The sequence below is a fragment of the Dielma fastidiosa genome (genome assembly GCF_000313565.1).
Taxonomy (GTDB): domain Bacteria; phylum Bacillota_I; class Bacilli_A; order Erysipelotrichales; family Erysipelotrichaceae; genus Dielma; species Dielma fastidiosa.
The window spans coordinates 301,077-327,438 of the sequence record NZ_HE578924.1 but is presented as its reverse complement, the minus strand read 5'-3'; the positions used below and the strand labels follow the sequence as shown (position 1 = coordinate 327,438).

Below are 26,362 nucleotides of genomic sequence, written 5' to 3'. Positions count from 1 at the left end.
AAGGATATTTTATGAAAACAGTTGAAGTAGTTGCAGCTATTATATGTGAAGAGGATAAAATATTTGCTACGCAAAGAGGATATGGTGAATTTAAAGATGGATGGGAATTTCCTGGAGGAAAAATAGAATCAGGGGAAACTCCACAAGAAGCATTAAAAAGAGAAATAAAAGAAGAATTAGATACTGAAATATCAGTTGGGCAATTAGTTGATATAGTAGAGTTTGACTATCCTAACTTTCATTTAACAATGCATTGCTTTTTTTGTAAAATACTAAAAGGTGATCTTGTTTTAAAAGAACACGAAGCCTCAAAATGGCTAATGAAGTATGAGTTAGATACTGTAGATTGGTTACCAGCCGATCAGGGACTTATAGAAAAATTAATGAATAGTTAACATATTATTCAAATCAGTGAAATAAGATTCATCATCCCACACAGAATCATAATCACAATAGGATTCAGCTTCGTCTTTCTCACTAGAATAAGTGCAGTCATGCAGATAATCACTGAGCTCATATTAAGTGCCGATAATTTTATATTCTCAGAACCAAAAAAAGCCAATGCGAGAATAATCGCTGCCGCCGATGCAATTAGACCCAGCGAGGCCGATTTCAGCCCCTTCAGCATCTCTTTAAAATACGCTGAGTAAGAATATTTACTGAATAGCTTATAGAGCCCCACCGTAATCACAACACCCATAAAAATACATCCAACCGTAGCCAGCAATGCTCCAGCTAGTCCGCCGACTCGCATACCAACAAAGGTAGAGGTATTAACGGCTAAAGGCCCTGGTGTCATCTGTGATATAGTGATGATATCTGTAAATTCTTGATAAGTGATCCACTGTCTTAAAATGACAACCTGATCTCTTATTGCTGGAATGATCGCATAACCACCGCCGATACTGAATAGACCTATCTTAAAAAAATCAAAAAATAATTGAAATAAAAGATTCATTATCAAGCCCTCACTTTAAAGAATTGGTATTTAAAAATACACACAAACAGCGTGCCAATTATGATTATGGCAACATTTACATGAAAAATATAATTAAGAATAAACGCAGCTGGCACCATGCAAGTATAAAACAGCTGCTTTTCTTTGATGATTAAAGCATACATATCAATAATTAAATCGACGATCAAAGCAGCTACACCAGCTTCCATTCCTTTTAAAACAGCCGATATGATGCGATTATCCCGAATCAACGAATATACCGCTGAAACAACAGACAAAATTACTAGCGGCGGTAAAATGGCCGCAAAGCAGCTAATCAACAACCCCTGCCAGCCAGCTACCCGATATCCAGCTAACGCGCTCATATTAATCGCGATCGCCCCAGGTGAAGACTGTGCAATAGCAGCAATATCCATTAATTCCTCTTCATCAAATAACTGCTTTTCTTCTACATAATATTTCTTAATCATTGGAATCACTACATAACCGCCGCCAAAAGTGAACGCACTGATAAATAGATTAATGCCAAACAACCAACAATAAGTTTTAACTTTATTCATAAACAACACCTCATTGCTACTATAACATTCGACTTATGATAAATAAAATGCTATTATTTTATCATATCTATTACTAAATAGTTATGGAGGTGTTTATGAACTTAAGACAGCTAAGAATATTTGTTGAGGTATGCAAACACAAAAGTTTTACCGCAGCATCAAAAGCTTTATATATGACCCAGCCTGCTATTTCACATGTTATACATGATTTGGAAAATGAAGTAGGTACCGCGTTGTTTGAACGAACACCTAAAAATATCATATTAACTTCCGCGGGTTCATTGCTGATGGAAAAAGCAAAACATCTTCTCGCAGTTTTTGATGACTTAGAAAAAGAAATTGCGAAATTTGATGAATTATCACCACTGCGCATCGGCTCGTGCATTACGGTTGCGCATCTTTTTCTTATTGATCTCATTGACAGCATGAAAAAAGAATTTCCGGATATTATGCTGCCGGTCACAATCGCAAGCGCCTCTGCAATATTAGAGAAACTAGAAAATAATGAAATTGACATAGCATTTATCGAAGGTGCCTTTCCTCAGGAGAAATTCAATTCAATTCCATTATCTTCTTACCAAATCATACCGGTTTGTGCCCCTGCCTATATCGCGTCTGCTTCAATTACGATTGAAGAACTAATTTCCAAACCGCTTCTGCTGAGAGAAAAGGGCAGTGCCATTCGCGATGTTTTTGACAGCACATTGCTGCTTCACAATATAGAGATACAGCCGCTCTGGACTAGTGTTAATTCCAATGTCCTAATGAAAGCAGCGATGCAGGGAATGGGTATTGCCCTGCTTCCTGAAAACATTATTGCTGAAAAAGTAAAGCAAGGAGCATTAAAAAAACTGATAGTAAAAGATCTTGAATTAAGGAATGTAAATTATTTAATTTTCAATAAATATAAACAGCTAACCAAGCCCATGCAGTCGTTAATTTTAAAAGCAGAGGCATTATGCGGCAATAATTAAAGCCTTAAATATATGTTTTTTTTTGATCTTATACACTTTAATATAGAAGTATGTATCATATCAACGAAATGCGTTTGACAAACAAATAACTTTTGTTATAATTATTGATAGCGAAGTCTTTTAGGTTTTATTTATAATACTCCAAACAGATAATTCAAAGTTTGAGCTTATGCTTTTGCTCGTAAAACACTAAAGCATGAGCTTATGCTTTTGCTCTTTAAACTCGAAGCATTTGGAGGGAAATATGAAGAAGTTAGCTTTAAGTTTGCTGGCTGTTTTAATGCTGGCAGGGTGCACATCAGCTCCTAAACAGGATGAACCAAAAGTTGAGGATCAGCCAAAAGAAGAAGAAAAGAATGATAAACCAGTTGTTGATTCATTCACGGGTCCTACGCAGGATGCTGTAACATCTGCATCTATTGTTCCAGAGGAATATGTTAAGACGGTAACACCTTCTGGATTTACTGACAGTGATAAAGAGAAAGCCTTAGTTATTATTGGTGACCCAAGACATAATAGTGTTTTATGGGATTTAGCTAATACTACTATGAGTTATTTAGAAGAAAAAGGTATGGAAGTTGAAAAACGTGACTTGTATACAATGAATTTTAATCCAGTGCTGAGTGCTGCGGATTTCTATTATGCTAAAGATGGACAAGGTGAACCTTCTGAGAAAATTAAAGCAGAACAGGATTTAGTATCTCAGGCAGATCATATCATCTTTATTTATCCTAACTGGCATGATTCAGAGATTGCCATTGTAAAGGGTTATAAAGAGGAAGTATTCGCTAAGAAGTTTGCTTACCAGGATGGTGCTGCTGGTCTTGAAGGCTTATTAACAGGCAAGACGATGTATACAATCATGAACTGCGGTTATCTAGGCGGCGGCCGTGGCTGGATCGGCGATGGCGTTGGTATCGAAGATGAAAAATGGGATCGTTATATGAAAGCATTTGAAGTATTTGATGATGATACAGCTGCATTCTGGGGAGTAGAGAATGTAGGCCGTTTCATGAATGACAGAACACCATCAAATAGTTCAGAAAATTATGAATCAGAATTAACTGAATTAGAGAATGCGCTGAAGGCAAATTTAGATAAAGTTTATTTCAGTAAATAAATGATACGATAAGAGATATGCAGCTTGGTATGCATATCTTTTTTCTAGCTTTAAAAGGTCAAAGATTTTTGTAAGATTAATTAACCAGCATCAGTGGAAATAAGTTATAATATTCTTACTTGTTTGATGAAAGGACGGTACTGCAATGGATAAAAACGAAGTCCTAAAAAATGTCTTTGGCTATGATGAATTCCGCGAAGGTCAAGCTCAGCTTGTTGATGCTTTGCTGGCAGGCAGAGATGCGTTTGGTATCATGCCTACTGGCGCTGGTAAATCAATCTGCTATCAGGTACCGGCTTTGATGTTTCCCGGTATTACACTCGTTATATCGCCGCTCATTTCGTTAATGAAAGACCAAGTAGCAGCTTTGAATCAAGCGGGTGTCCGGGCTGCCTTCCTCAACAGCTCACTCACTTTCAGACAATATTTAAAGGCCATTGACAATGCCCGCAGCGGTATGTATAAAATCATATATGTAGCCCCTGAGCGGCTTGCCACGGATAACTTCATGGATTTTGCCTTATGCTCCGATATATCCTTTGTAAGCATCGATGAGGCACACTGCATTTCTCATTGGGGTCAGGATTTCCGTCCAAGCTATACTGCCATTGCTGACTTTATCGACCGTCTGCCTAAACGTCCGGTTATCGGTGCTTTTACTGCCACGGCAACAGAAAAGGTACAAGAGGACGTCATCGCCCAGCTCAGACTTAAAGATCCGCTGCTGATTAAAACGGGCTTCGACCGCAAAAATTTACGTTTTTTAGTCAAGGCCCCTAAAGATAAATATAAAGAACTGCGTTCCTATCTTAGAGATCATGCTGACGAAAGCGGTGTTATCTACTGCATTACCCGCAAAGCGGTTGAAGAAGTCTGTGATAAATTAAATCAGGATGGTTTTTCAGCAACCCGATATCATGCTGGCTTGCCGGATGAAGAACGCCGTCAGAATCAAGAAGATTTTATTTATGACAATAAAAAAATCATTGTAGCAACGAATGCGTTTGGCATGGGAATCGATAAATCCAATGTCCGTTTTGTTGTTCATTACAATATGCCTAAGGATATTGAAAGCTATTATCAGGAAGCCGGCAGGGCAGGCAGAGATGGAATGCCGGCGGAATGTCTATTGCTGTACAGCGGCCGTGATGTGATTACTAACCAATTTCTCATTGAGCAAAATCGTGACAATGAACTGCTGGATGCTGATGAAGCTCAAGCTCTGATAGAAAAAGACAAAGCCAGATTAAAACAAATGACTTTCTACTCAACCACAAAGGATTGCCTGCGCGGTTTCATTCTCGCTTATTTTGGTGAAAGCCATCCTCAATACTGCGGCAATTGTTCAAACTGTTTAACTAATTTTGAAGAAATCAGCATTCTTAAGGAAGCAAGAATTATCATTCACTGCATCCTATCTGCTGATCAGCGCTATGGGAAAACCACCATTGTTAAGATATTAAACGGCAGTAAAGATGCCAGCATGCAGCGCTATGCAGCTGCTCAAAATGAATATTATGCGGCTTTAAAGCATTGCTCAGTGCAGCGCATTAACATTATGGTTCAGGAATTGATCTTACAGGGATATTTGCAGATAACCTCAGGTGATTATCCGCTGCTGCAGACAACAGAGAAAGCTTATCAGCTTTTTGATGAGGATTGTCAGCTGACAATGAAACTGCCAAAAGAAGCAGAAATCAAAACAGTACGCAGAGAACCTGTCAACAGCAAGCTTTATGATCAGCTTAAGGCTTTGCGGATGAAATTCGCAAAGAAAAATCACATTCCGCCTTATCTGGTGTTTTCAGATAAGACCTTGCAGGAAATGTGTCAGCGTCTGCCTTCCACAAAAGAGGAACTGCTCGATATCAGCGGTGTAGGTATGGTAAAATACAATCAATATGGGGAGTCATTCATCAAGGTTATCGCATCATTCAAATCCCATGAATAATATTTAAAATCATAAGCAATAGGGGGAATTTATATGAAAAGAATAATTTTAATCTGTTCAGGCGGTATGTCAACGAGCTTTTTAGTATCGAAAATGCACGCTGCGGCAGTGGCTGAGGCTTTTGAATGCGAAATTGAAGCCTATGGCATGGCAGCGGCTGATGCAGTTATTCCAGCAGCTGATGTTGTTTTGCTAGGCCCTCAGATCCGCTATTACCAAGAGAAACTACTAAGGCGCTTTCCTAATAAGCCGATTGCTGCTATTGATATGCATGATTATGGCTGTATGAATGGGCAAGCTGTACTCAAACAAGCTAAAACATTAATGAAGCTTAAGTAAAGCTTTAATAATTAATATATTCAAAAATATTAAAAAAGCAGCAAACACTTCTTGACTCTCCGGTTAAGGGAGGGAATATGATGAAAACACAAGGAAGGAGAACGATGAACATGTTTAAAATTGGTGAGTTTTCCACACTCAGTAAAACAACAATCAAGACGCTGCGTTATTATGATGAGATTGGTTTGCTGAAGCCGGCGTATATTGATGAAGCGACAGGCTATCGTTATTACGAAACGGCACAGTTATTCAAGCTGCATCAAATTCAATCACTGCGTCAGTCAGATGTTTCTATTGAAGACATACGGCAGATTATGAGCGGCGAAAATATAGAAATGATTTTAGAAAAGCATCGCCTGCGGCTTCAAAAGGAAATCGATGATAAAGCCGAGCAGCTCTCCCGACTTGAATTTATCCTAACTGGGAAAGAGGAGGAAAGCTTTATGAATTATGCAGTAATACTAAAAGAATTGCCTGAGTGTATCGTATATACAAAACAGTTGAATGTGCCTAGCTATGATGCCTATTTTGAATTAATTCCCGCTATCGGCGCTCAGATCCAGCAGCAATATCCGGATCTTAAATGCCGGATGCCGGAATATTGCTTCGTTATTTCTTTAGACGGAGAATATAAGGAAAGTAATTTCCGAGTTGAATTTTGCGAAGCTGTTGAAACAATGAAACCGGATTTTGATGATATTCATTTCAAAAAGATGGCATCAGTGCTTGCCGCTTCTATTATGCATAAAGGTGACTATGCCGGCTTATCAAAGGCTTATGCAACACTGATACAATGGATTGAAGAGAATGATTATGAACCAATTCAGATGCCGCGTGAGAATTATATTGATGGAATCTGGAACAAAGACAGCTCTGAAGACTGGCTGACAGAAATTCAGATCCCAATCAGAAAGAAAAAGTAACATTTTTATAAACTAAACAAAAGCTGTATCATATGGCCATCATAAACCATAAAATACAGCTTTAATTATGTTTTATTTCATTATTAGCATTAGATGCTTAAAGATTTAAACAGCAAGCTGATTCACTGATTTTGATTATAAGTATTGCTATGGCTGACTGTCATCACAGAATAAATCCATCAAAGCTTCAATTCACTTTAGTTGCCTTTTCCCCTCTTCAGGCATATACTGATAATATAAGTTAGATAAAGATAACTTAATAAGGAGATGACATTTGATGAATTATCAACTGGTACTTGTAAGACATGGTGAAAGTGTCTGGAATAAAGCTAATTTATTTACTGGCTGGACAGATGTAGAATTAAGTGAGACGGGTATGTCAGAAGCAAGTGAAGCAGGCCGGCTGCTTAAGGAAAACGGCTTTGACTTCGATGTTTGCTACACTTCCTATTTGAAAAGAGCGATTCATACACTGAATCTGATTCTTGATGAAATGGATCGCGCATGGCTGCCGGTCAACAAAAGCTGGCGGCTGAATGAGCGTCATTATGGTGCGCTTCAAGGTCTGAATAAAGCAGAGACAGCGGCAAAATATGGTGAGGAACAAGTTAAAATATGGCGGCGTTCTTATGATATACTGCCGCCGGCGCTGGCCAGCGATGATGAACGCCAGCCATCTAAGCAGCCAATGTACCGCGGTATTGATATTCAAGACCTGCCATCATCAGAAAGTCTCAAAACAACTATTGAACGGGTAGTTCCTTATTTTGAAAATTGTATCAAACCAGCGATGCTTGAAGGGAAGCGGGTGCTGATCACCGCTCATGGCAATTCACTGCGTTCATTAGTTAAATATTTTGACGGCATCGCTGATGATGATATCGTCGATGTAAACATTCCAACCGGAATTCCACTGGTTTATGAATTTGATGAAAATTTCAATGCGATAAAACATTACTATCTCGGTGATCAAAAAGCAATAATTGCGAAAATGGTGGCAACGGCGACACAAGGACAAATAAAACCAGAACTCATTCATGCATAATTAGTAAATTTCTATTTAGCCTCATTATCTGGGGCTTTTCATATGCTTCTAATTATCATACAATAAGGATGAAAGAAGGTTTTCTTATGACATACATAAATCCTCTGCTGCCCTTAAATGAATATATTCCTGATGGTGAACCGCATGTATTTGACGGCCGTGTTTACCTGTATGGTTCGCATGATCAGGCGGCAGGCATCAAATACTGTCCGCTTGATTATACTGTCTATTCAGCTTCTGTAGACCATTTAGATGAATGGCGCTGTGAAGGTGTTATTTATCATAAAAGTCAAGATCCCCGCAATGCGGATGGTTCACATGAATTATATGCGCCTGATTGTGTGCGCGGCAGTGACGACCGTTATTATCTCTATTATGTTTTAGAAGGCATTGATGCGATTGGCGTTGCGGTTTGTGATACACCAGCGGGTCATTATGAATATTATGGTGAAGTTAAGTTGCCAGAACACTGTCATGAAAAGCCAATTGCCTTTGATCCAGCAATCCTGCAAGACGGCGAGCGTTACTATTTAGCTTATGGTTTTTCATTTAACGGCACATTGCCGACAATGAATCTTACGCCGGAGAATACCAAAGGCGGCTATGTTGTGGAATTGGCAGCGGATATGCTGACGATGAAACATGAACCGCGGCTGGTGATTCCCGGTTATGCCTTAGGCAAAGGGTCCAGTTTTGAGGGTCATGAATTTCTTGAGGCTGCCAGCCTGAGAAAATTTAATAACCGTTACTATTTTATCTATTCCTCACAGGCTCAGCATGAGCTTTGTTACGCGGTTAGCAGCTACCCGGACAGGGATTTTACTTATCAAGGTATTTTAATTTCCAATGCCGGCAAGCTAGAGGATGAGGCATTGTATAAAAATAATTATGCCAATAATCATGGTTCAATTGTTAAAATCAATGAGAAATATGCCATTTTCTATCATCGTCACACCTATGGCCGTCAATATTCCCGTCAGGCATGCGCGGAAATCATTCACATGAATGATCAGGGATTGTTTGAACCGGCCCAGGTCACATCACAGGGATTGAGTGAACAGCCGCTGAGCATTCATCGCCTATTGCCCGCGGCCGCCGCATGCTTTGTTTATGATGGCTTACAAGGCGAGTTCATTCCTTTTGGGTCAGACAGCATGGATAAGGCGCGTATTGAAGGATCAAGCATTGTAAATATAACGGAAAGCAATATCTGTTTCCGTTATTTTGAAGCTATACCTGATCAGATAACTTTAAATTTACTGACAGATGGATCAGAGTGCGGAACAGTAGAAGTGATGATTAATGAGCGTTTAATGGCGGTGCTTAATATTAAGGGTGAACCAACCATAAGCTGTTCATTAAAACCTGAAGAAGTTAAGGCAGAGCTATGGCTTAACTTTCATTGTCCGCGGCCGATTCAATTAGAATCAATTATTTTCTAAATATTTACATAAAATGGATTGACAGTTAGGAGAAACAAGAGTAAAATGAACATTGTTCAAGTTGAGGTAAAACATGAATAAAACAGTGACATCCAGAGCGGAATTATTAGCCGCTGCCAAGCATATTGTATATCAGGAAGGTTTAGATCAGCTGAATATCCGCCGTCTTGCCAAAGAATGCGGAATTGCCTTAGGCTCAGTCTATAACTATTTTCCTTCTAAATCAGATTTAATATTCGGTGTCATTGAGGATTTTTGGACGCATATGTTTCATGATGATTTATATGTCATGAGCCAGCCGATGAGCTTTCCGGAATTTTTTGCGGAGGTTTATCAGAAGCTGAGTATCAGCCTTAATGAATTTGAAGCCAGTCTGCTTAAACAGCTATCCTTATTAAGCAGTGCCGATAAAGCCAAAGGCCGTGATATTGAGGGGAAGTATTGGCAGCATATGCAGGAAGGATTTGTTCATTGTTTAGACCAGGATGATCAAATTGACGCATCCATATGGCATGAACCTTTTACCAAAGAACGTTTTTCACAATTCGTTTTCATAAATATGATGACGATGCTGAGAAGTGGTATTACCGACTGCAGTTTTTTTCAGGAAGTTTTAAAACGTTTGCTTTATAAATAAGATCTGCATCAGGCAGATTTCATTTTAAGTCAAAATGAACATTGTTCAATTTAAGGAGGAGCACTATGCAAGCAATTTTTGAATCAATATTTGATATTCTCTATCTGATTACCGTTATTACCCTAGGTATTACAATGATCAGAAAATCCAATGGCAACGCGCAGTTTAAATTATTTGGGATTATGGCTGTTGTATTAGGCTGCGGTGATGCCTTTCACTTAGTTCCAAGAGTCTATGCAATGTGGACAACGGGCATGGAGGCTAATGCCGCGCCGCTAGGTTTTGGTCAGTTTATCACCTCAATTACGATGACTGTTTTCTATTGTATCTTATACAATGTCTATGTGAAGCGCTATGATATTAAGAATGATGCAAAGATGAAGGCAGTGATCTATGGCTTGGCTATCATTCGTGTTATTCTATGCTTCATGCCGCAAAATGACTGGCTGAGTCCTGATGCGCCTTTACTTTGGGGTGTGTTGAGAAATATTCCATTCGCGTTATTAGGTCTGATTATTATTGTATTATTCTATAAGCAGGCGAAGCTGCACAATGATCAGCAATTTAAATATATGTGGTTGGCTATCGTATTAAGCTTTGGCTTCTATATTCCGGTTGTGCTTTTTGCTAAGACATATCCGTTGGCAGGCATGCTGATGATCCCAAAGACATGTGCCTATGTCTGGATCGTATGGATGGGATACAGTGAATTAAAGAAATCATAAGCCGTTCTGCGGCTTTTTTTCATATTTTTTTGATAATGTTCCATGCTAAAGCTGAAGGTTCAGAAAGGATTTGAAAAAATATGCTAAATCAGGAAAGTATTTGGATCAAACAGGGAAAGAAAACAAATTATCAAACATTAAATCAAGACATCAGCTGCGATGTTTTAATTGTGGGGGGCGGTATCTGCGGCTTAACAAGTGCCTATTATCTGCGTGATCAAATCAGAAATATAGCGCTTATCGAGGCGGATACCCTTGCTTATGGGGCCAGCGGGCGCAGTACCGGTAAAATCACCTCTCAGCATGGCTGTATTTATTCTAAGCTATTAAAAAAGCACGGCAAAGAAAAAGCCCGGGCGTATTATGATGCAAATGAAGAAGCGATAACTTCCATCCGCGCTATTGTTGAGGAACATGAAATTGACTGCGGACTCTGTGAAAAAGATTCAGTGGTATATTGTATGAGCGTGGATAAAACAAAAGAAATCACGGATGAAATGAATGCATTGGATGAGTTAAAGATTCCTTATGAAATAATCCGTGAAGGTGAATTAGCAAATGTCAGGCTGGGTATCCGCTTTAAGCATCAGGCTGCCTTTGATCCGTATCGTTATTGTAAGGGATTGGCCAAGTTATTAAAGGACAGCGGTGTGCATATTTATGAACATTCACCCGCGGCGGCATTTGAAGATCACAGTGTCATTGTAAACAATCATAAAATCACTTATAAGCAGATGATTCTGGCTACTCAGTTTCCTTTAACTGATCCAATGCATAAATACGCTGTCTGCATGTCACCTTACCAAAGTGCATTAGCTGCCTATGACAAGGCTGAACCATTAAAGGATCAGTTTATTTCTGTTGATGAACCTACCCGTACCCTGCGTACCTTTAATACTGAAAATGATACGCTGCAGCTGGCCGGCGGTTTTGAACATCGCAGTGGAATTGATACAGTGAAGATGATGCGTGAGCTGATGCATTGCCTTGATCTTCAGTTTCATCAGGAGCCTTTATGTATGTGGACATCTCAGGATTATGTATCTGCCGATTATCTGCCGCTGATCGGTGAATTATCAGCCGGCGTTTATTTCGCGTCAGCTTTTAATAAATGGGGAAATACTAACGGTACAACGGCAGGCAAGCTGCTTACCGCGTTGATTCTCAAAGAGAAAAGTATTTATGCTGACTTATTTGATCCAAACCGTTCTACCTTGTTTATGAACACCAAAATCATTAATGAAAATCTGAAAACAGCGAATGAATTTATAACATCAAAACTGATGCAGACAAAACAGCTGCTGCCGGAAAAGGATGAGGCATGTGTTACTAAACTGGGCACTCATCCCTATGGCCTCTACCGCAGCTTAGATGATGAAATCTATATAGTTGATCTGATTTGTCCGCATATGGGCTGTACTCTGCATTTTAATAATATTGAAAAAACCTGGGACTGTCCTTGCCATGGCTCCCGTTTTAATATTGACGGCACGATCATAAAAGCACCGGCGGTTTCATCACTGTCCTGTGAGAAAATTCATTGGAAAACATTCACTGATTCTGGGAATACTATCAAATAGTGAGTGCTTCTCACATAGAATACATTGGTAGGAGGTGGCATGGATGCACAGAAACTACGATGAACAAGTAGAACGAGTTCTGGAACATGCGAAAAATGTCGCATTAAAGATGGGGAATAATTATGTAGGCAGTGAACATGTTTTAATGGGGATACTCAGTGAAGAAGAGAGTGAATTAAAATCCTATCTGGAAAATCGCTGTGTGGATTATGACATGCTTTATGAAGACTGCAAAGTCCTGTTTGGACTTCAGGATAATAGCGATCATGAAATCGGCAATACACAAATCGTTGATGAAATATTAAGTGAAGCGCTCAGGCTTTCAAGAGATGAGGGACTGCATAAGATCAATCTGCATACCTTATCCTGTGCCTTGTTGGAGACTCCGCGCTGTGTCGCAATCGAATTATTGATTCGTTATGAGATTGACATTGAAGATTTATTGAATACCTTAAATCATACAGATGAATTAAGTAATATTATTGAATTAGTTAATATCAATAAAGCGAATAAAAATCCGCATGTCGTCGGCCGGGATAATGAAATCGATTTGATTTTAAACATTCTATGCCGTAAGGAAAAAGCTAATCCGCTGCTGATTGGTGAGGCGGGTGTCGGTAAAAGTGCAATCGTTGAAAAAATCGCTGGAATGATTGAAGAACATCAGGTGCCTGCCTTATTAAAAGGGTATACGATCTATGAATTAAATCTGAATTCATTAGTTGCCGGGACAAAGTATCGCGGTGATTTTGAAGAGAAGCTTGAAAATATTATCAAGGGTGTGGAAAAGAATCCCAAGACGATACTATTTATTGATGAGGTGCATCAGATTATTGGTGCCGGTAAAGCCGAGGGTTCCATTGATGTATCCAGTGTTTTGAAGCCCTATTTGGCAAGAGGGCGGATCAAGTGCATCGGCGCTACAACGATTCATGAATATGAGCGGTTTATTGAAAAGGACAGAGCCTTGGCAAGACGTTTCCAAACGGTAATGATCAATGAACCGGATATGGATAAATGTATCCGCATGGTAGAAGCTAAGCTGCATGATTATGAACAATTTCACCATGTGCAGGTAGAACCTTCGCTGGCCCGGCAAATGGCAGAGTTAACGCAGATTTATCTGCCGGAAAAGAAACTGCCTGACAAGGTATTTGATGTTTTGGATCTTTCCTGTGTCAGCGCGTCAAGAGAGGGCAGAGCGGTAACGCTGGCTGATGTGGAGAAAAGTATTGAGCAGCTCTCCAATATTCCTTTCAGCAGTGAACAGAAGCTGAAGGCTGTGGAAGAAGGTCTGCGTTCAGCCCTGCATGGTCAGGAAAATGTGATTCAGGCATGTCTTGAACAGCTTGCCCTGCGGACTTCGGCTTCGATGGATAAACCGGCGGTCTGGTTTTTAAATGGCAAAAAGGGAACTGGCAAGAGCAGCTTTATTCATGCGTTGAATGAACATTATTTTCATCAAAAGGAAATTCTTGAAATTGACTGCCTGAATTTTGATGCGACAATGGAAATTGTAGCCTCAAAACTAAAACAGAAGCCGCTTTCTAGTGTGGTGATTGAAAATATTCAGGAAGCTTCGCTAGCCTTAAAGGAAAAATTATTTGCGGCTTTTGATAAGGGAATTCTTTTGTTTAATCATGAAAATGTACAGCTGAAGCATGCTTATTTATTAATTGTCGGCTATTTTCCAAAAGAAGGCAGTGCTTTTCTAAAAGAAAAACAACGCAGCGGTCTGCGTTATGAACTTGAAAATGCGGTTGATGAATTTTTTGAATTTGAAGAATTAAATGATGAAATCAAGATGCAGATTCTTACTGATAAGGTAGGCACGAAAGCGAAGGATGTTAACTTATTAACCATCGTGCAGTCTACCTCAACCATCGATGAAGCTGAACGTAAAATACGCAAACAGCTGCATGCGATTGCTTCTAATCAAACAGCATAAAAAACAACGCCAGACTTATGATTGGCGTTGTTTTAACTTAATGCCATTCATTAACGGTCACGAAGATTTAGATATCTTATACAAATTAAACAGAATTTGAATTTATTTTTCTAATAGTTCCAGAATAACTGCATTTAACTTTATATCAGAAAATCAATATTTTACCGACTATAATCGATAAAATAAAGCATATTGAATCAATTGCATAAGCAAAGAATGAACAGGCATGACGCCATTAAAAGCATAGTAATGTTTGTCTCCTTATGATAAAATGAAGAAAAATAACATCATATGTAGGGAGCAGTGTATGAGTAATCTAATTAATAGTATCTTCAAAAATAAAAAGGTAAATCTATCCAAGCTTGAACCCTTTGGTTTTGTGTTGACTGAAACAGGCTATGTGTTTAATCAGAATTTAAAGGATTGTGAGCTGAAATTAATCATTTGGATATCTATGTCGGGCGAGCTTTCCGCAAAGGTTTTGGATGATTATTCTGAGGAACCGTATACCCTGCATTTAACAGAGGGAGCGGCCGGCAGTTTTGTGGGAAATGTTAAAAGTCAATATGAAGAGATTCTGCTGTCTCTTGCCGAGCAATGCTATGAACCGGATGTGTTTCATATGAGCCAGGCGCTTGAAGTGATTGAGCATGTGCATAATACTTATGGTGATGAATTAGAGTTTTTGTGGAAAAAGTCTAAGAGTGCTGTATGGCGGCGTAAGGATAATAATAAATGGTACGGGGTTATGCTTTCTATCACTAAGCGTCAGCTGGGGCTGGATGGTGATGATTTGATAGAAATCATTGATTTGAGAATTCAGCCGGAGGAATTAGAGAGCTTGGCGGATCATCAATATTATTTTCCGGGTTATCACATGAATAAAAAGCACTGGCTAACGATTATTCTTGATGATTCAATTAATCTTGATGAGATAAAACAAAGAATAGCGGTGAGTTATCAGTTAGCATCTTTAAAATAAGGAATGCTTGATTAGGAGGTTTTTATGAAATATTCAGCCATGATTTTAGCGGCTGGCAGCGGACAGCGCTGCGGCCTTGGTTATAATAAGCTGCTTTATCGTTTTGAGGACGGTGAAACAATTCTTGAAAAAAGTGTTAGAGCTTTTGAACGTCAAGCTGACTGCGCGCAGATCGTACTTGTAATCAGTGAAGGTGATGAGGAAATTATTCGTTCATTATTCGGCAATCGTGTTGAGTATGTGTATGGCGGTGCTTCGCGTCAGGACAGCTCGCTGAATGGCTTGGCGGCAGTGTGTTATGATTATGTGATGATTCATGACGGCGCCCGCCCTTATGTCAGTGATGAGGAAATTCAGGCATGTGCTAAACGCTTAGAAACGTGTGATGCCTGTCTTTTAATGGTGCCTGCCAAAGATACGATCAAGGTTGTGGAAAAGGGTCAGGTGATGTCAACGCTTAAGCGTGAATCATTGATGATCGCGCTGACTCCGCAATGTTTTAAAACAGCGTTAATTAAAGAATGCACACAAAAGGCTAAACGTGACGGCGCTGTGGTTACTGATGACGCTTCAATTGTCGAAATGTATGGCGATAGACCGGTTGAGGTTGTGTGCGGCAGTTATGCTAATATTAAGATAACTACACCCGATGATTTAAAGTAGTCATTCAGCGTTTTCATGATTTCATCCTTCATCGCATAGAGTATAGTGGTGAGAGTATGAAATGGATAAAACGCAAATTAATGAATGTAGGCATCGTTATGCTGTCGTGTCTTTTGGCGGTGCTTTTTAATCAGGAGGTTACACCGGTCAGCGAAGAGGCAGAGAAAATTGTCGCCCTGACTTATGATGATGGTCCGAGCAAGGTCTCCACAGCTGCTCTTTTGGAAGTTTTAAAGAAGCATGACGCGACTGCGACTTTTTTTGTGAATGGCAATCATGCCTTGGAAAATAAAGAATTGATCAGCGCAATTGTTGAACAGGGCAGTGAGATTGGCAATCATACACTGGATCATGTATGGCTGAGTAAGGTTGATGAGGCTGAAGCTTTGCGGCAGGTAATCGGCAATGAACATTTGCTGCGCTTTCTCAGCGGTCAAGAGGGAATCATGCCGCTCAGACCGCCCTATGGTGATATTAATCAAACCATTCTTGATCAGTTTAACTTGCCGATCGTCTTATGGAGCGCTGATTCCCGTGATTGGGAGGTACAGGATGTGGAGCGGATCAAAGCAAACGTCTTATCAGAAATTGAAGACGGCGGCATCATTATCATGCATGACGGCTATGAAACCAGCGTACAGGCCACTGATGAATTGCTGGCCCTGTTAACCGCTCAAAACTACCGTGTCGTCTCAGTATCCGAGCTGTTTGCGCTGAAACATCAAAGCATGCCGCTGCATGAAAAAATAAAAACCTGCAAATAAGTAATAAAAGTGAAAAAATGCCTGAAAATAGGGAATTTCTTCATTTTTTTCTTTACAAAGCGCTCAGGTTTTGTTATTATACTAAATACGGGTAGATATGTCTAATATTTACTCCTTGCTCATCAGTGAGTGGTGAGCCAATAGACCACAAGGAGGTGTACACCATGAGAAAGTACGAAATTATGTACATTTTAAAAGCTAATCTTGAAGAAGCAGCTCGTCAGGAAGTTGTTAACGGACTGCACGCTATCATCACAAGCCACGAAGGTACAATCGACAATGTTGATGATTGGGGAATTAAAGAATTCGCCTACGAAATCGACGGTGACATGAAAGGATACTATACAGTGTTAAAGGTAACTGCAACAACTGAAGGTGTTCAGGAATTTGATCGTTTGTCTCGCATCAACAACAACGTTGTTCGTCACATGATTATTAAGCTGGAAGCTTAATAATTTAAGACAATGATCAATCGTGTTGTATTAGTGGGTCGAATTACTAAAGACCCAGAATTAAGAAAGACTCAGTCAGGACTTTCCACTGTTTCATTTACGGTTGCCTGCAACCGCCGTTTCACAAGTCAAGGACAGGAGCCGCAGGCTGATTTCATCAACTGTGTCGCATGGCGGCAGACGGCTGACTATATGGCTAACTATGTGAAAAAAGGTGCATTGTTGGGTGTTGAAGGAAGAATTCAGACACGCAATTATGAAGATCAGACAGGTAAACGCGTCTATGTGACAGAAGTTGTCTGTGACAGTGTTCAAACTTTAGTAAGAAGCAATACTGAGGGACAGAGCAATTATCAGCCGTCATATCAGGCTTCTGCTCCGGCAGATAACAGCGGTTATACACCGGACAGTCCTACTAGCTATGACAATGATTTTTCAACTGAAACATTAGATATTGCAAGTGATGATTTACCATTCTAGGTAAATAGAAAGGAGATTTCTACCATGGCATTTAAGAAACAACGTATGGGACGCAAAAAAGTTTGCTACTTTACTAAAAACAAAATCGAAACAATCGACTACAAGGATACTGAATTATTAAAACGTTTTATTTCCGCTAACGGAAAAATTATTCCAAGACGTGTAACAGGTACTTGTGCTAAATATCAGCGTATGCTTGCTACTGCTATCAAGCGCGCTCGCCAAATGGCTTTACTGCCTTACGTAGCAGACTAATACAAACAGCCTCCGTCAATGAATGATGGAGGTTTTATTCTTTAGGAGGGTCTTATGCATCAGAGTGAAACACGTAAAATTACAGAAGGTGCAATGATGGTTGGCATGATCGGTCTGATTCTTTTTCTTAATCGTCAAAGTGCCGGTATCTTAGAAAGTACATTTTATTGGCTGCTGAGTCTGCCGATTCTTGTGTATACGGCAAGACAGGGACTGCGCTGGGGATTGATTACTTCAGCTGCTATGATGCTGTTAAGCCTGATGCTTTCAACTCCGCAGACGATCTTTTATTTATTTTCATCATTAATCATCGGTTTGTTTTATGGTGCCGGGGTAAGAAAAAAATGGTCAAATCGAATTCTGTTAGGCGGTACGTTACTTTTTACTTTTTTTCTTATCTTATCACTACATTTGTTTTAGCTTCTCTTTTTGGTTATAATATAGGAGAAGAATTGCAGGGAATCATTGAATTTCTGGAATTACTGAATGTCAATCAAATCATTCCTTTGGGAAATCTGGCAATGCTGGCGTCACTTGTGCTGTTTGCGGCCATGGTTGTCATGCAAAGTCTGTGTGTTCATTTGCTTGCAATTTTAATTCTAAAGCGTTTAAAAGTCGAAACGAATACGCCAAAATCATATTTTGATTTGCGTCTGCCGGCATGGGCGGCTGTCTTAGCGGCTGTTTTAATGATTATGAGCAAGGGTGTTGAATATGTACCGGTAGATGAATCAGCTGCAACCGTTATATTGGCGCTGAGCATCACGGCGATGGTTATCTATCTTGCTTATGGCATCAGTGTGGCAATGTGCTTCATGCATGTGCTGGGTAAACAGAAATATATGGTTTTGCTTGTTTTAGCGGTAATGATACCGCTGTGTTATCCGTTTTTGATCGGCTTAGGTTTTTGGGATAGCTTTGCCGATATCAAAACCAAACTAAAAAGAGGTGAATTTAATGGACCGTCTGGAAAACTTTAAAATACAAATTATCATCATTCTGGCAGCGGAAGCTGTACTGAACGGACTCTTATATTTCTTTGGCTTTTCATCCATGGGTATCGTTTTTACCGCATGTCTGTTATTTAATGCGATGCTGATCGTATGGGTGATAGTTCGTTATGAAAGAGATAAAAAGAATCGAGATATCGATATTTCACGCGTATTGGGACGCGATGCCAAGGATGCGCTGATTTTTGGTAAGACGGGAATCATCATTTATGATGAACAATATAATGTGACTTGGATCAATGATTTTCTTGAGGAAAAAGGCATCAATTTGATAGGGAAACGGCTTTCTAACTGGAATCCGATTTTAAATGATCTGTTTACCGGCGATGTCGATGTCGTAAAAATCAAGGATGAGGACAGTGTCTATGAGATTACCCGCAAGGAAGATGCCCAAGTTTTATATGTAAAGGATATTACTGAATTTGATACGATTAATTCTAAATATCAAGAGGAACGGCTTGTTTTAGGGTTGATGCATCTTGATAATTACATGGATATTTCACAGTATGAGGATGAAGCAAAAATATCGCTGATGAATTCAACACTGCGTCAGCCGCTTGTTGAGTGGGCGAAAAAATACGGCATGGCAACCCGCCGTCTGCGTTCTGATCGCTATTTAGTGATTCTTGATGAACAAATATTTGCGGAGATATTAAAAGATAAGTTTAGTATCTTAAATTTAGTGCGCAATAACGCGACGGCAAACGGTGTGGCAGTAACGCTGTCCATGGCCTTTGCCAGAGGCAGCAGTGATCTTCAAATGCTGGATACGATGGTCAATGATTTGCTGGAGCTGGCGCAAAGCCGCGGCGGCGATCAGGTGGCAGTCAAGGTATATGGCGGTGACGTAAAATATTACGGCGGTAATTCAGAGGCACAGGAGAAGCGCAGCCGGGTTCGTGTCCGGGTAATGGCACAGGCAATCAAGGAAGCGATTCTTGATGTGAAGCGGGTATTTATCGTAGGTCATAAGAATATGGATTTTGACTGCATGGGTTCTTGTTTATGCATGAGCCGTATCTGCGCGGCAAATGCCAAAGAAGTCTATATCGTATCTGAAAGCGGCGGTATTGAACCGCAGCTGGATAACGCGATGCATGTGTATGCGCCGGTATTAAATGATCGGCATCATTTTATTACTGAAGAAGAGGCAATGAATATCGCATCAAAGGATGATTTGGTGATTGCTGTGGACTTCCACAATCCGAATCACTGCAATGCCCCTCAGATTTTGAATTTTGTTGATAAGGTAATTGTCATTGATCATCATCGACGTTCAGAAGCCTTTATTGATAACCCATTATTGGTCTATGTCGAAACCTCGGCTTCCTCAGTCAGCGAGCTGGTGACGGAATTTATTCCTTATTCATCAAGCCGTTTGGATCTCAGTGAGGCGGAAGCGACAATCATGTATCTAGGTATTCTGATTGATACGAATCGGTTTAAACAGCGCACGGGTTCACGGACCTTTGAAGCGGCAGCAGCCCTTAGAAAAATGGGCGTTGATCCAATCGAGGCTGAAAATCTTCTGAAAGAAGACTTTATTGATTTTGAAGCTAAGACAAATATCATGAAATATGGTAAACTTGTGTTTGGCAATATGATTGTAGCGGCGGTTGATAATAATGAAATTATTTCACGCACGATGATGAGTCAGGTGGCTGATTATCTGTTGAATATTAAGGGTATTGAAGCAAGCTTTGTCATAGCGAAGACGGCAGAGAATGTGGTGGCTGTATCGGCTCGTTCACGTGGTGTAGTCAATGTGCAGCTGATTATGGAAGCGATGCATGGCGGCGGTCATTTTACAGCGGCGGCCTTGTCACGCGATGACACAAGTGTAGCGGCAATCAATGAGGAATTGATGGCTACAATTAAGAAGAGTACAGAGGAGGAAAACGAAAATGAAAGTAATCTTACTGAGTGATGTTAAAAAGGTTGGCAAAAAAGGAGACATGGTTGAAGTCTCTGACGGTTATGGCCGTAACTTTCTGATTCGTCAGCATTTAGCGGTAGCAGCTACCGAGCGCAGCAAGGAAATCCTTGCCAACCAGCAGCATGAACAGGCACTGGAGGAAGCGGCTTTAGAAGCTAAGGCTAAGGAAATTAAAACTGAACTGGAAGGCTTAACGCTTGAGTTTAAGGTGAAAACCGGTGCCGGCGGCAGAGTGTTTGGTTCAGTGAGCACAAAGCAGATCGTTGAAGAGCTGCGTAAGAAGAACATTAATTTAGATAAGCGTAAATTTATTGATACGGATGCGATTTCTTCACTGGGAATTACTTATGTGAAGGTTGATTTATATCGCAATCAGGTAATTGGCTCAATTAAAGTTCATGTTTCTGAACAACAATAGGACAGGGATATGAATAACAATCAGGTTCGTCAGCTGCCTCACTCATTAGAAGCGGAACAGGCAATATTGGGTGCGATGCTGATTTATCCTTCAGTCATCCGTGATGTGGGTGACCAGGATCTTGTAAAAGAAGACTTTTTCTTAGATCTGCATCAGCGGATCTTTTCAGCGATGATGCATTTGGTTGATAATGGCAAACCAGTTGACGCGATGGGTTTGATTACCCGGCTGCAGGATACCGGTGAGCTGAATTTGGTCGGTGGTGCCGATTATATCCTGAAGTTAAGTGATACAGCGGTAACGAGTGCCAATAGTATTTACTATATTGAAATGATTAAAAACCGCGCGCATATGCGCCGGCTGATTGAAACTGCGGAACAGATTGCTGAAGAAGGGTTTGACTCGGCGAGTGAGCTTGACGAAATCATGGATAAGGCCGAAAAAGAGATACTGGAAGTAACTCGTTCACGGCGGACTACTGATTTTAAGAGCAGCAAACAAGTCGTGAATGAAGTTATCAACGAGGTTATTAAGCTGCGTGACGCTAAGGGCGGCGTAACAGGAATTAAAACGAACTATCATGTGCTGGATAATATCACCAATGGTTTCCAGCGGGGTGATTTGATTATTTTAGCGGCCCGTCCTTCAATGGGAAAGACAGCGTTCGCGCTTAACCTTGCATTAAATGCGGCCTTGCTTAATCCAGGGGCAATCGCAATTTTCTCACTGGAAATGCCCGCCGAACAGCTGATGAAACGTATCCTGTCTGCCAAAGGCAGGGTAGAGGGTAATAAGCTGCGTACCGGTTTCTTAAATAATGATGAATTTAATAAGCTCTCAGAAGCGGCGAATGAAATCATGGCATGTAAATTATTTATCGATGACAGCGCTGTGGTAAAGATGGGTGACATCTTCTCTAAATGCCGAAAATTAAAATCTGAACATGGTTTAGATCTTGTTGTCATTGACTACCTTCAATTAATCAGCGGTAATTCAAGAGGCAGTTCCGATAACCGACAGCAGGAAGTATCCGATATCTCACGTGCCCTGAAGGCATTGGCCCGTGAGCTAGAGGTTCCGGTTATCGCCCTGTCACAATTATCGCGTAGTGTTGAATCGCGTCAGGATAAACGCCCGATGTTATCCGATTTGCGTGAATCCGGCGCCATCGAGCAGGATGCCGATATTGTTATGTTCTTGTATCGTGACGAATACTATAACCGGGATAAAGACCCGGATAATACAGAACCTGACCGCACTGAAATTAATCTTGCCAAGCATCGTAACGGTGCTACGGGACAGGTTGAGTTAGCTTTTGATAAATCATATAACGCATTTTATAACTATAACGAATAAAGGAGGAACGGCATGAAAAAACAACTGATTTTGATAGTTTCACTAGCATTTGTCAGTATTCTGCTGGCCTTCTTTTATCCTAAATTTGGGATCATCAATGCCATTCCTGATGAAGATGCCGCGGCTCAGCTGGCTCAGGATGCTATCATTCCTCAAAAAGTAATTGAGACTTTCAGTGAGGAACAGAGCGTTTATACAGTCTATTACAAAGACCGTCAGCTGGGGATTATTACCGATCAAAGCAAGCTTGACAGCTTTTTAAATCAGGTTTATGAGGAACGGTATAAGGATGAGTTCCCGGATTCAAAGGTAGGCTTTGGTGAAGATATTCATGTAACAGAATCTTATTCACTCAGCAAGGTTGAGGATAAGGATGATGAAATCATTGCTTATATTGATGAAAATGATTTATTCTCAATCATGGGATATAAGGTAGAATTCTCAAATGGCAGTGTTGTTTATGTTCAAGATCCTACGGAATTTTCTAAGGCGCGTGAAGAATTTGTACTGAACTTCTTGGAAAATGAGGGAGTCGATCCTGCGGATACATATTGGAAACTGAATAACTTCCAGAAGCAAACAGTTTACTCAGCCAAAAATGCCCGTGATATCAGCTATCGCTTTGAAGAAACCGCTGAAATCACTGAAAAATTTGTACCGATTGAAAAGCTTTTAAAAAGCTATGATGAATATTTGACATGGCTTTATTATGGCTATGATTATGAACCGAGTTATACAACGGTTGATGAATATGACACTGTACAGTATATTGCATTAAAAGCAGGAATATCATCACGTTCATTAATTGCTTTAAATCCTGATTTATTAAAATCAGAGACACAAATATTACAGGCAGGGATGCAGCTTAACGTTTCTAAGGTAAACTCACCGATCAATGTTGAGGTGGTTAAGGAAGTAATGCGTGAAGAAATCGCGTTCCCAGGTGAAACGGAATATATTTATGATCCTACACTGCGTGAAGGAATTACGCAGACGGTTCAAGAATACAAAGAAGGTAAGAAGAATGTCTTGCGCCGAGTTACAGAAGTAAATGGTATTGAAACCGAGGTAGAAACAATTTCAGAATTGATTACCGAATATCCGGATCATGCGATCGTTCGTATCGGTACAATGGTTATTCCAAGTATCGGCAGCGGCTCTTTCCGTTGGCCGGTGGATAATCCTACAGTTACCTGCGGCTGGAACTGTTACTATGGACACACGGCGATTGATATTCAAAATATGTATGACCATTATGGCAACATCTACGCGGCTGACCGCGGTGTTGTTGAAGAAAATTCATATAATGGCATCAATGGCAACTACATGGTTATCAACCATAACAATGGCTATCGTACTTATTATGGTCATATGAATGTACCAGGTTTCTGGCCGGTGGGCACGGTTGTGGATAAAGGTGAGATAATCGGTCAGATTGGTCAGACAGGTCTTGCGTTTGGTCCGCATGTCCATTTTGAAGTCCGAACCGGCGGTTATGGCACAAGCTTATATACGTGTCAATTCTTGGGGTGCTGACGATGAAATTTTCAATGTTAGCCAGTGGTTCTAAAGGGAATTGCTGCGTAGTAGAGAATAAGGATTCACGCATCGTTATCGATTGCGGAACAACGAAGAAATATTTAAACAGCAGTTTTAATGAAATCGGAATTGATCCGCATGCGGTAGATGGTTTATTGATTACTCATACACATAAAGATCATATCGCGGCTTTAAAGCTGTTTGAGGGAATTGATACCTATGCGGAAGAAGATTTAGGCATCATGAATCAAAAGATTATTCATCCTGATGATGAGTTTACTATTTCAAGTATACATGTACGCTGTATCCGTTTAAGCCATGATGCGGCGTGCATGGGTTATCTTTTAGAGGATGAAGAATCAAGATTAGTTTATGTAACTGACACAGGATATTTTAAAGAAGAATACTATCCGCTGTTATGCAACGCGGATGATTATATTTTTGAAAGCAATCATGATATCGGCATGCTGATGAAAACATCGCGTCCAGCCTATGTCAAGCAGCGCATTATTCAGGATAACGGCCATCTTTGTAATGAAGACAGTGCCAAGCATCTGGCTAATCTGATTGGTGAACGCACTAGGGAAATCGTATTGGCACATCTCAGTGAGGAAGGCAATTCACATGAGCGTGCGCTTACCGTCTTAGAAGAGACACTTTTAAGGGAACAGCGAATGAAGGAAAACCTGAAGCTGCGTGCCGCTAAACAACATGAGGTACTTACAGGAGGCAGACGCTGATGAAAAAACTGACCGCTTTGATTCTTGTTTTGTTGATCGCATGGAATGGGGTATTGACCTATCAGCTGATTGAATTAAAAAATCAGCCGGTACCAGTAGTGAATACACCCAATAATACCACTGTCAATCAGATGGTAACCTCAGTGACAACGGATTTAAGCGAACTGGTAGCCAAGGTTGAAAATCGGGTTGTCGGTATTACTGCTCGTCTTTACAATGGCACATCAACAGGCAGCGGTGTCATTACCTATGCGCAGGATGGCACTGTCAAGATTGTGACAAATAACCATGTGATTGAGAATGCTTCGGAAATCGTTATCAGCTATGGTGACGGTCAGACAAGTGTCGCGGAAGTAATGGGGGCTGATGCGATCAGCGATCTTGCCTTACTTAAAACCACTGTTGATTTCACAGTCGAAGCGATGCCGTTTGGTGATTCAGATTTAGTGAAAAAGGGAGAGCCGGTCATTGCCATTGGTTCGCCGCTTTCATTAAATTATCAAGGCACCGTAACGGATGGCATTATTTCCGGTGTAAATCGTTCAGTTGACATTGATTTAGATGGCAATGGTACAGCCGATTGGCAAATGATTGTCCTGCAAACCAATGCCGCGATTAATCCGGGCAATTCAGGCGGGGCATTAGTCAATATGGCTGGTGAATTGATCGGTATCAATTCAATGAAAATTTCTTCCGTAGAGGGAATTGGCTTTGCGATTCCGGTCAATGAAGTTGTTCCAATCATTCGTCAATTAGAAGAATACGGCAAGGTGGTGCGGCCTAATCTGGGTATCAGTGCTGCGGATCTGAGTGAGCTATCAGCCTATGAACGTTATATTTATCGCATCAGCTATGAGGATGAACAACAAAGCGGCCTGTATATTACACGTGTGCTTCAAAATTCACCGGCCGAAAAAGCAGGTCTATTAGTTGGTGATATTCTCGTTCAGTTTGATGGCGTTGAAATCACATCCTTTAAACAATTCAGAGCCTTGCTTTACAGCCGTCAGGTAGGCGATGAAATCACGCTCAACATTATCCGTGACAATGTGGAAAAAGCGATACAGGTGGTGCTGGGATGAAGCTGATAACAGTTGGCAAATTAAAGGATAAGGCACTGACTGCCTTAGTTGATGAATATGTGAAACGTCTGAAGCCTTATGAAAAGGTTGAAATACTTGAGGTTGCGGATATGATGGCACCGGAAAGCAATTCCGATGCGCAAAATGAACAGGTTAAAAAAATTGAAGGCGAACGTGTACTTTCTAAAATCAAAGAGAATGAATATGTAATTTTACTTGATCTTTGGGGAGAAAGTATCACCAGTGAACAGCTGGCCGCCAAAATCGAAAAAATCTATACTTATCAATCAAGCAATCTTACCTTTGTCATCGGCGGTTCATTGGGCTTAAGTCCTGAATTAGTAAAAAGGGCGGATTTCAGGTGGAAACTGAGTGACTGCACATTTACGCATCAAATGGTTCGAGTATTAGTTTTAGAACAATTCTATCGGGCAACAATGATTAATCGTCATATGCCCTATCATAAGTAATCTTGAGTTCAAA

Annotated in this window: 29 protein-coding genes; 27 read left to right on the top strand and 2 right to left on the bottom strand. The window is 40.4% G+C overall.

Going from position 1 to position 26,362, the window contains the following annotated elements:
• Positions 1 to 11 precede the first annotated feature (11 nt).
• Positions 12 to 395: a (deoxy)nucleoside triphosphate pyrophosphohydrolase gene (locus DAHG_RS05090; RefSeq protein ID WP_022937253.1), complete on the top strand. Its 384-nt coding sequence runs from the start codon at positions 12 to 14 to the stop codon at positions 393 to 395.
• A gap of 8 nt (positions 396 to 403) precedes the next feature.
• On the opposite strand, the gene DAHG_RS05085 is transcribed toward DAHG_RS05090, so the two are convergent.
• Both DAHG_RS05085 and DAHG_RS05080 read right to left on the bottom strand, forming a co-directional pair.
• Entirely contained in the window at positions 404 to 958 is a 555-nt protein-coding gene (locus tag DAHG_RS05085; RefSeq protein WP_022937252.1) for a chromate transporter, read from the bottom strand.
• 2 nt (positions 959 to 960) lie between these two features.
• Positions 961 to 1,518, bottom strand: coding sequence for a chromate transporter (locus DAHG_RS05080; RefSeq protein WP_022937251.1), 558 nt, complete (start codon positions 1,516 to 1,518; stop codon positions 961 to 963).
• Positions 1,519 to 1,613: 95 nt separating this feature from the next.
• Between DAHG_RS05080 and DAHG_RS05075 the strand changes: the two genes are divergently transcribed.
• The 26 genes from DAHG_RS05075 to rlmH all read left to right on the top strand — a co-directional run bounded on the left by DAHG_RS05075 (position 1,614) and on the right by rlmH (position 26,349).
• Positions 1,614 to 2,492 (top strand): LysR family transcriptional regulator, encoded by an 879-nt coding sequence (locus tag DAHG_RS05075; RefSeq protein ID WP_022937250.1) that lies wholly within the window; start codon positions 1,614 to 1,616, stop codon positions 2,490 to 2,492.
• A 244-nt stretch (positions 2,493 to 2,736) separates the two neighbouring features.
• Positions 2,737 to 3,612 carry an NAD(P)H-dependent oxidoreductase gene (locus DAHG_RS18855; protein ID WP_022937249.1) on the top strand — a complete coding sequence of 292 codons (876 nt, stop codon included), beginning with the start codon at positions 2,737 to 2,739 and terminating at the stop codon, positions 3,610 to 3,612.
• A 145-nt stretch (positions 3,613 to 3,757) separates the two neighbouring features.
• Positions 3,758 to 5,563, top strand: coding sequence for a DNA helicase RecQ (gene recQ, locus DAHG_RS05065; RefSeq protein ID WP_022937248.1), 1,806 nt, complete (start codon positions 3,758 to 3,760; stop codon positions 5,561 to 5,563).
• 33 nt (positions 5,564 to 5,596) lie between these two features.
• Positions 5,597 to 5,902 carry a PTS sugar transporter subunit IIB gene (locus tag DAHG_RS05060; protein WP_022937247.1) on the top strand — a complete coding sequence of 102 codons (306 nt, stop codon included), beginning with the start codon at positions 5,597 to 5,599 and terminating at the stop codon, positions 5,900 to 5,902.
• A 77-nt stretch (positions 5,903 to 5,979) separates the two neighbouring features.
• Entirely contained in the window at positions 5,980 to 6,825 is an 846-nt protein-coding gene (locus tag DAHG_RS05055) for a MerR family transcriptional regulator (protein ID WP_235696027.1), read from the top strand.
• Positions 6,826 to 7,102: 277 nt separating this feature from the next.
• On the top strand, positions 7,103 to 7,870 hold the full coding sequence (gpmA, locus tag DAHG_RS05050) for a 2,3-diphosphoglycerate-dependent phosphoglycerate mutase (protein WP_022937245.1): 768 nt from the start codon (positions 7,103 to 7,105) through the stop codon (positions 7,868 to 7,870).
• A gap of 86 nt (positions 7,871 to 7,956) precedes the next feature.
• Positions 7,957 to 9,312 (top strand): family 43 glycosylhydrolase, encoded by a 1,356-nt coding sequence (locus DAHG_RS18850; protein WP_022937244.1) that lies wholly within the window; start codon positions 7,957 to 7,959, stop codon positions 9,310 to 9,312.
• Between the two features lie 73 nt (positions 9,313 to 9,385).
• Positions 9,386 to 9,949: a TetR/AcrR family transcriptional regulator gene (locus DAHG_RS05040; protein WP_022937243.1), complete on the top strand. Its 564-nt coding sequence runs from the start codon at positions 9,386 to 9,388 to the stop codon at positions 9,947 to 9,949.
• A 65-nt stretch (positions 9,950 to 10,014) separates the two neighbouring features.
• Complete coding sequence (locus tag DAHG_RS05035; RefSeq protein WP_022937242.1) at positions 10,015 to 10,674, top strand: hypothetical protein; 660 nt, start codon at positions 10,015 to 10,017, stop codon at positions 10,672 to 10,674.
• 80 nt (positions 10,675 to 10,754) lie between these two features.
• Positions 10,755 to 12,254: an FAD-dependent oxidoreductase gene (locus tag DAHG_RS18845; RefSeq protein WP_022937241.1), complete on the top strand. Its 1,500-nt coding sequence runs from the start codon at positions 10,755 to 10,757 to the stop codon at positions 12,252 to 12,254.
• A 43-nt stretch (positions 12,255 to 12,297) separates the two neighbouring features.
• Positions 12,298 to 14,202, top strand: coding sequence for an AAA family ATPase (locus DAHG_RS05025; RefSeq protein ID WP_022937240.1), 1,905 nt, complete (start codon positions 12,298 to 12,300; stop codon positions 14,200 to 14,202).
• Between the two features lie 307 nt (positions 14,203 to 14,509).
• Positions 14,510 to 15,184 (top strand): MmcQ/YjbR family DNA-binding protein, encoded by a 675-nt coding sequence (locus DAHG_RS05020; RefSeq protein WP_022937239.1) that lies wholly within the window; start codon positions 14,510 to 14,512, stop codon positions 15,182 to 15,184.
• Positions 15,185 to 15,208: 24 nt separating this feature from the next.
• Positions 15,209 to 15,847 (top strand): 2-C-methyl-D-erythritol 4-phosphate cytidylyltransferase, encoded by a 639-nt coding sequence (gene ispD, locus DAHG_RS05015; protein ID WP_022937238.1) that lies wholly within the window; start codon positions 15,209 to 15,211, stop codon positions 15,845 to 15,847.
• A gap of 56 nt (positions 15,848 to 15,903) precedes the next feature.
• Entirely contained in the window at positions 15,904 to 16,611 is a 708-nt protein-coding gene (locus DAHG_RS18840; RefSeq protein WP_022937237.1) for a polysaccharide deacetylase family protein, read from the top strand.
• Positions 16,612 to 16,775: 164 nt separating this feature from the next.
• Positions 16,776 to 17,063, top strand: coding sequence for a 30S ribosomal protein S6 (gene rpsF / locus DAHG_RS05005; protein ID WP_022937236.1), 288 nt, complete (start codon positions 16,776 to 16,778; stop codon positions 17,061 to 17,063).
• Between the two features lie 12 nt (positions 17,064 to 17,075).
• Positions 17,076 to 17,543 (top strand): single-stranded DNA-binding protein, encoded by a 468-nt coding sequence (gene ssb / locus DAHG_RS05000; RefSeq protein ID WP_022937235.1) that lies wholly within the window; start codon positions 17,076 to 17,078, stop codon positions 17,541 to 17,543.
• A gap of 24 nt (positions 17,544 to 17,567) precedes the next feature.
• Complete coding sequence (rpsR, locus tag DAHG_RS04995; protein ID WP_022937234.1) at positions 17,568 to 17,798, top strand: 30S ribosomal protein S18; 231 nt, start codon at positions 17,568 to 17,570, stop codon at positions 17,796 to 17,798.
• A gap of 54 nt (positions 17,799 to 17,852) precedes the next feature.
• Complete coding sequence (locus DAHG_RS04990; protein WP_022937233.1) at positions 17,853 to 18,218, top strand: DUF2232 domain-containing protein; 366 nt, start codon at positions 17,853 to 17,855, stop codon at positions 18,216 to 18,218.
• Between the two features lie 32 nt (positions 18,219 to 18,250).
• Positions 18,251 to 18,778, top strand: coding sequence for a DUF2232 domain-containing protein (locus tag DAHG_RS04985; protein WP_022937232.1), 528 nt, complete (start codon positions 18,251 to 18,253; stop codon positions 18,776 to 18,778).
• The gene (locus DAHG_RS04980) at positions 18,756 to 20,735 is read left to right on the top strand and encodes a GGDEF domain-containing protein (RefSeq protein ID WP_022937231.1); all 1,980 of its coding nucleotides are present in this window, start codon (positions 18,756 to 18,758) and stop codon (positions 20,733 to 20,735) included. The genes DAHG_RS04985 and DAHG_RS04980 overlap by 23 nt, the downstream gene beginning before the upstream one ends.
• Complete coding sequence (gene rplI / locus DAHG_RS04975; RefSeq protein ID WP_022937230.1) at positions 20,713 to 21,162, top strand: 50S ribosomal protein L9; 450 nt, start codon at positions 20,713 to 20,715, stop codon at positions 21,160 to 21,162. Before DAHG_RS04980 ends, rplI begins: the two co-directional genes overlap by 23 nt.
• 9 nt (positions 21,163 to 21,171) lie before the next feature.
• Positions 21,172 to 22,518: a replicative DNA helicase gene (gene dnaB, locus DAHG_RS04970; RefSeq protein WP_022937229.1), complete on the top strand. Its 1,347-nt coding sequence runs from the start codon at positions 21,172 to 21,174 to the stop codon at positions 22,516 to 22,518.
• Positions 22,519 to 22,530: 12 nt separating this feature from the next.
• Positions 22,531 to 24,054, top strand: coding sequence for a peptidoglycan DD-metalloendopeptidase family protein (locus tag DAHG_RS04965; protein ID WP_022937228.1), 1,524 nt, complete (start codon positions 22,531 to 22,533; stop codon positions 24,052 to 24,054).
• Positions 24,055 to 24,056: 2 nt separating this feature from the next.
• Positions 24,057 to 24,797, top strand: a complete 741-nt coding sequence (locus DAHG_RS04960) for an MBL fold metallo-hydrolase (protein ID WP_022937227.1) — start codon at positions 24,057 to 24,059, stop codon at positions 24,795 to 24,797.
• Complete coding sequence (locus DAHG_RS04955) at positions 24,797 to 25,879, top strand: S1C family serine protease (RefSeq protein ID WP_022937226.1); 1,083 nt, start codon at positions 24,797 to 24,799, stop codon at positions 25,877 to 25,879. Before DAHG_RS04960 ends, DAHG_RS04955 begins: the two co-directional genes overlap by 1 nt.
• Complete coding sequence (rlmH, locus tag DAHG_RS04950) at positions 25,876 to 26,349, top strand: 23S rRNA (pseudouridine(1915)-N(3))-methyltransferase RlmH (RefSeq protein WP_022937225.1); 474 nt, start codon at positions 25,876 to 25,878, stop codon at positions 26,347 to 26,349. The genes DAHG_RS04955 and rlmH overlap by 4 nt, the downstream gene beginning before the upstream one ends.
• Positions 26,350 to 26,362: the final 13 nt, after the last annotated feature.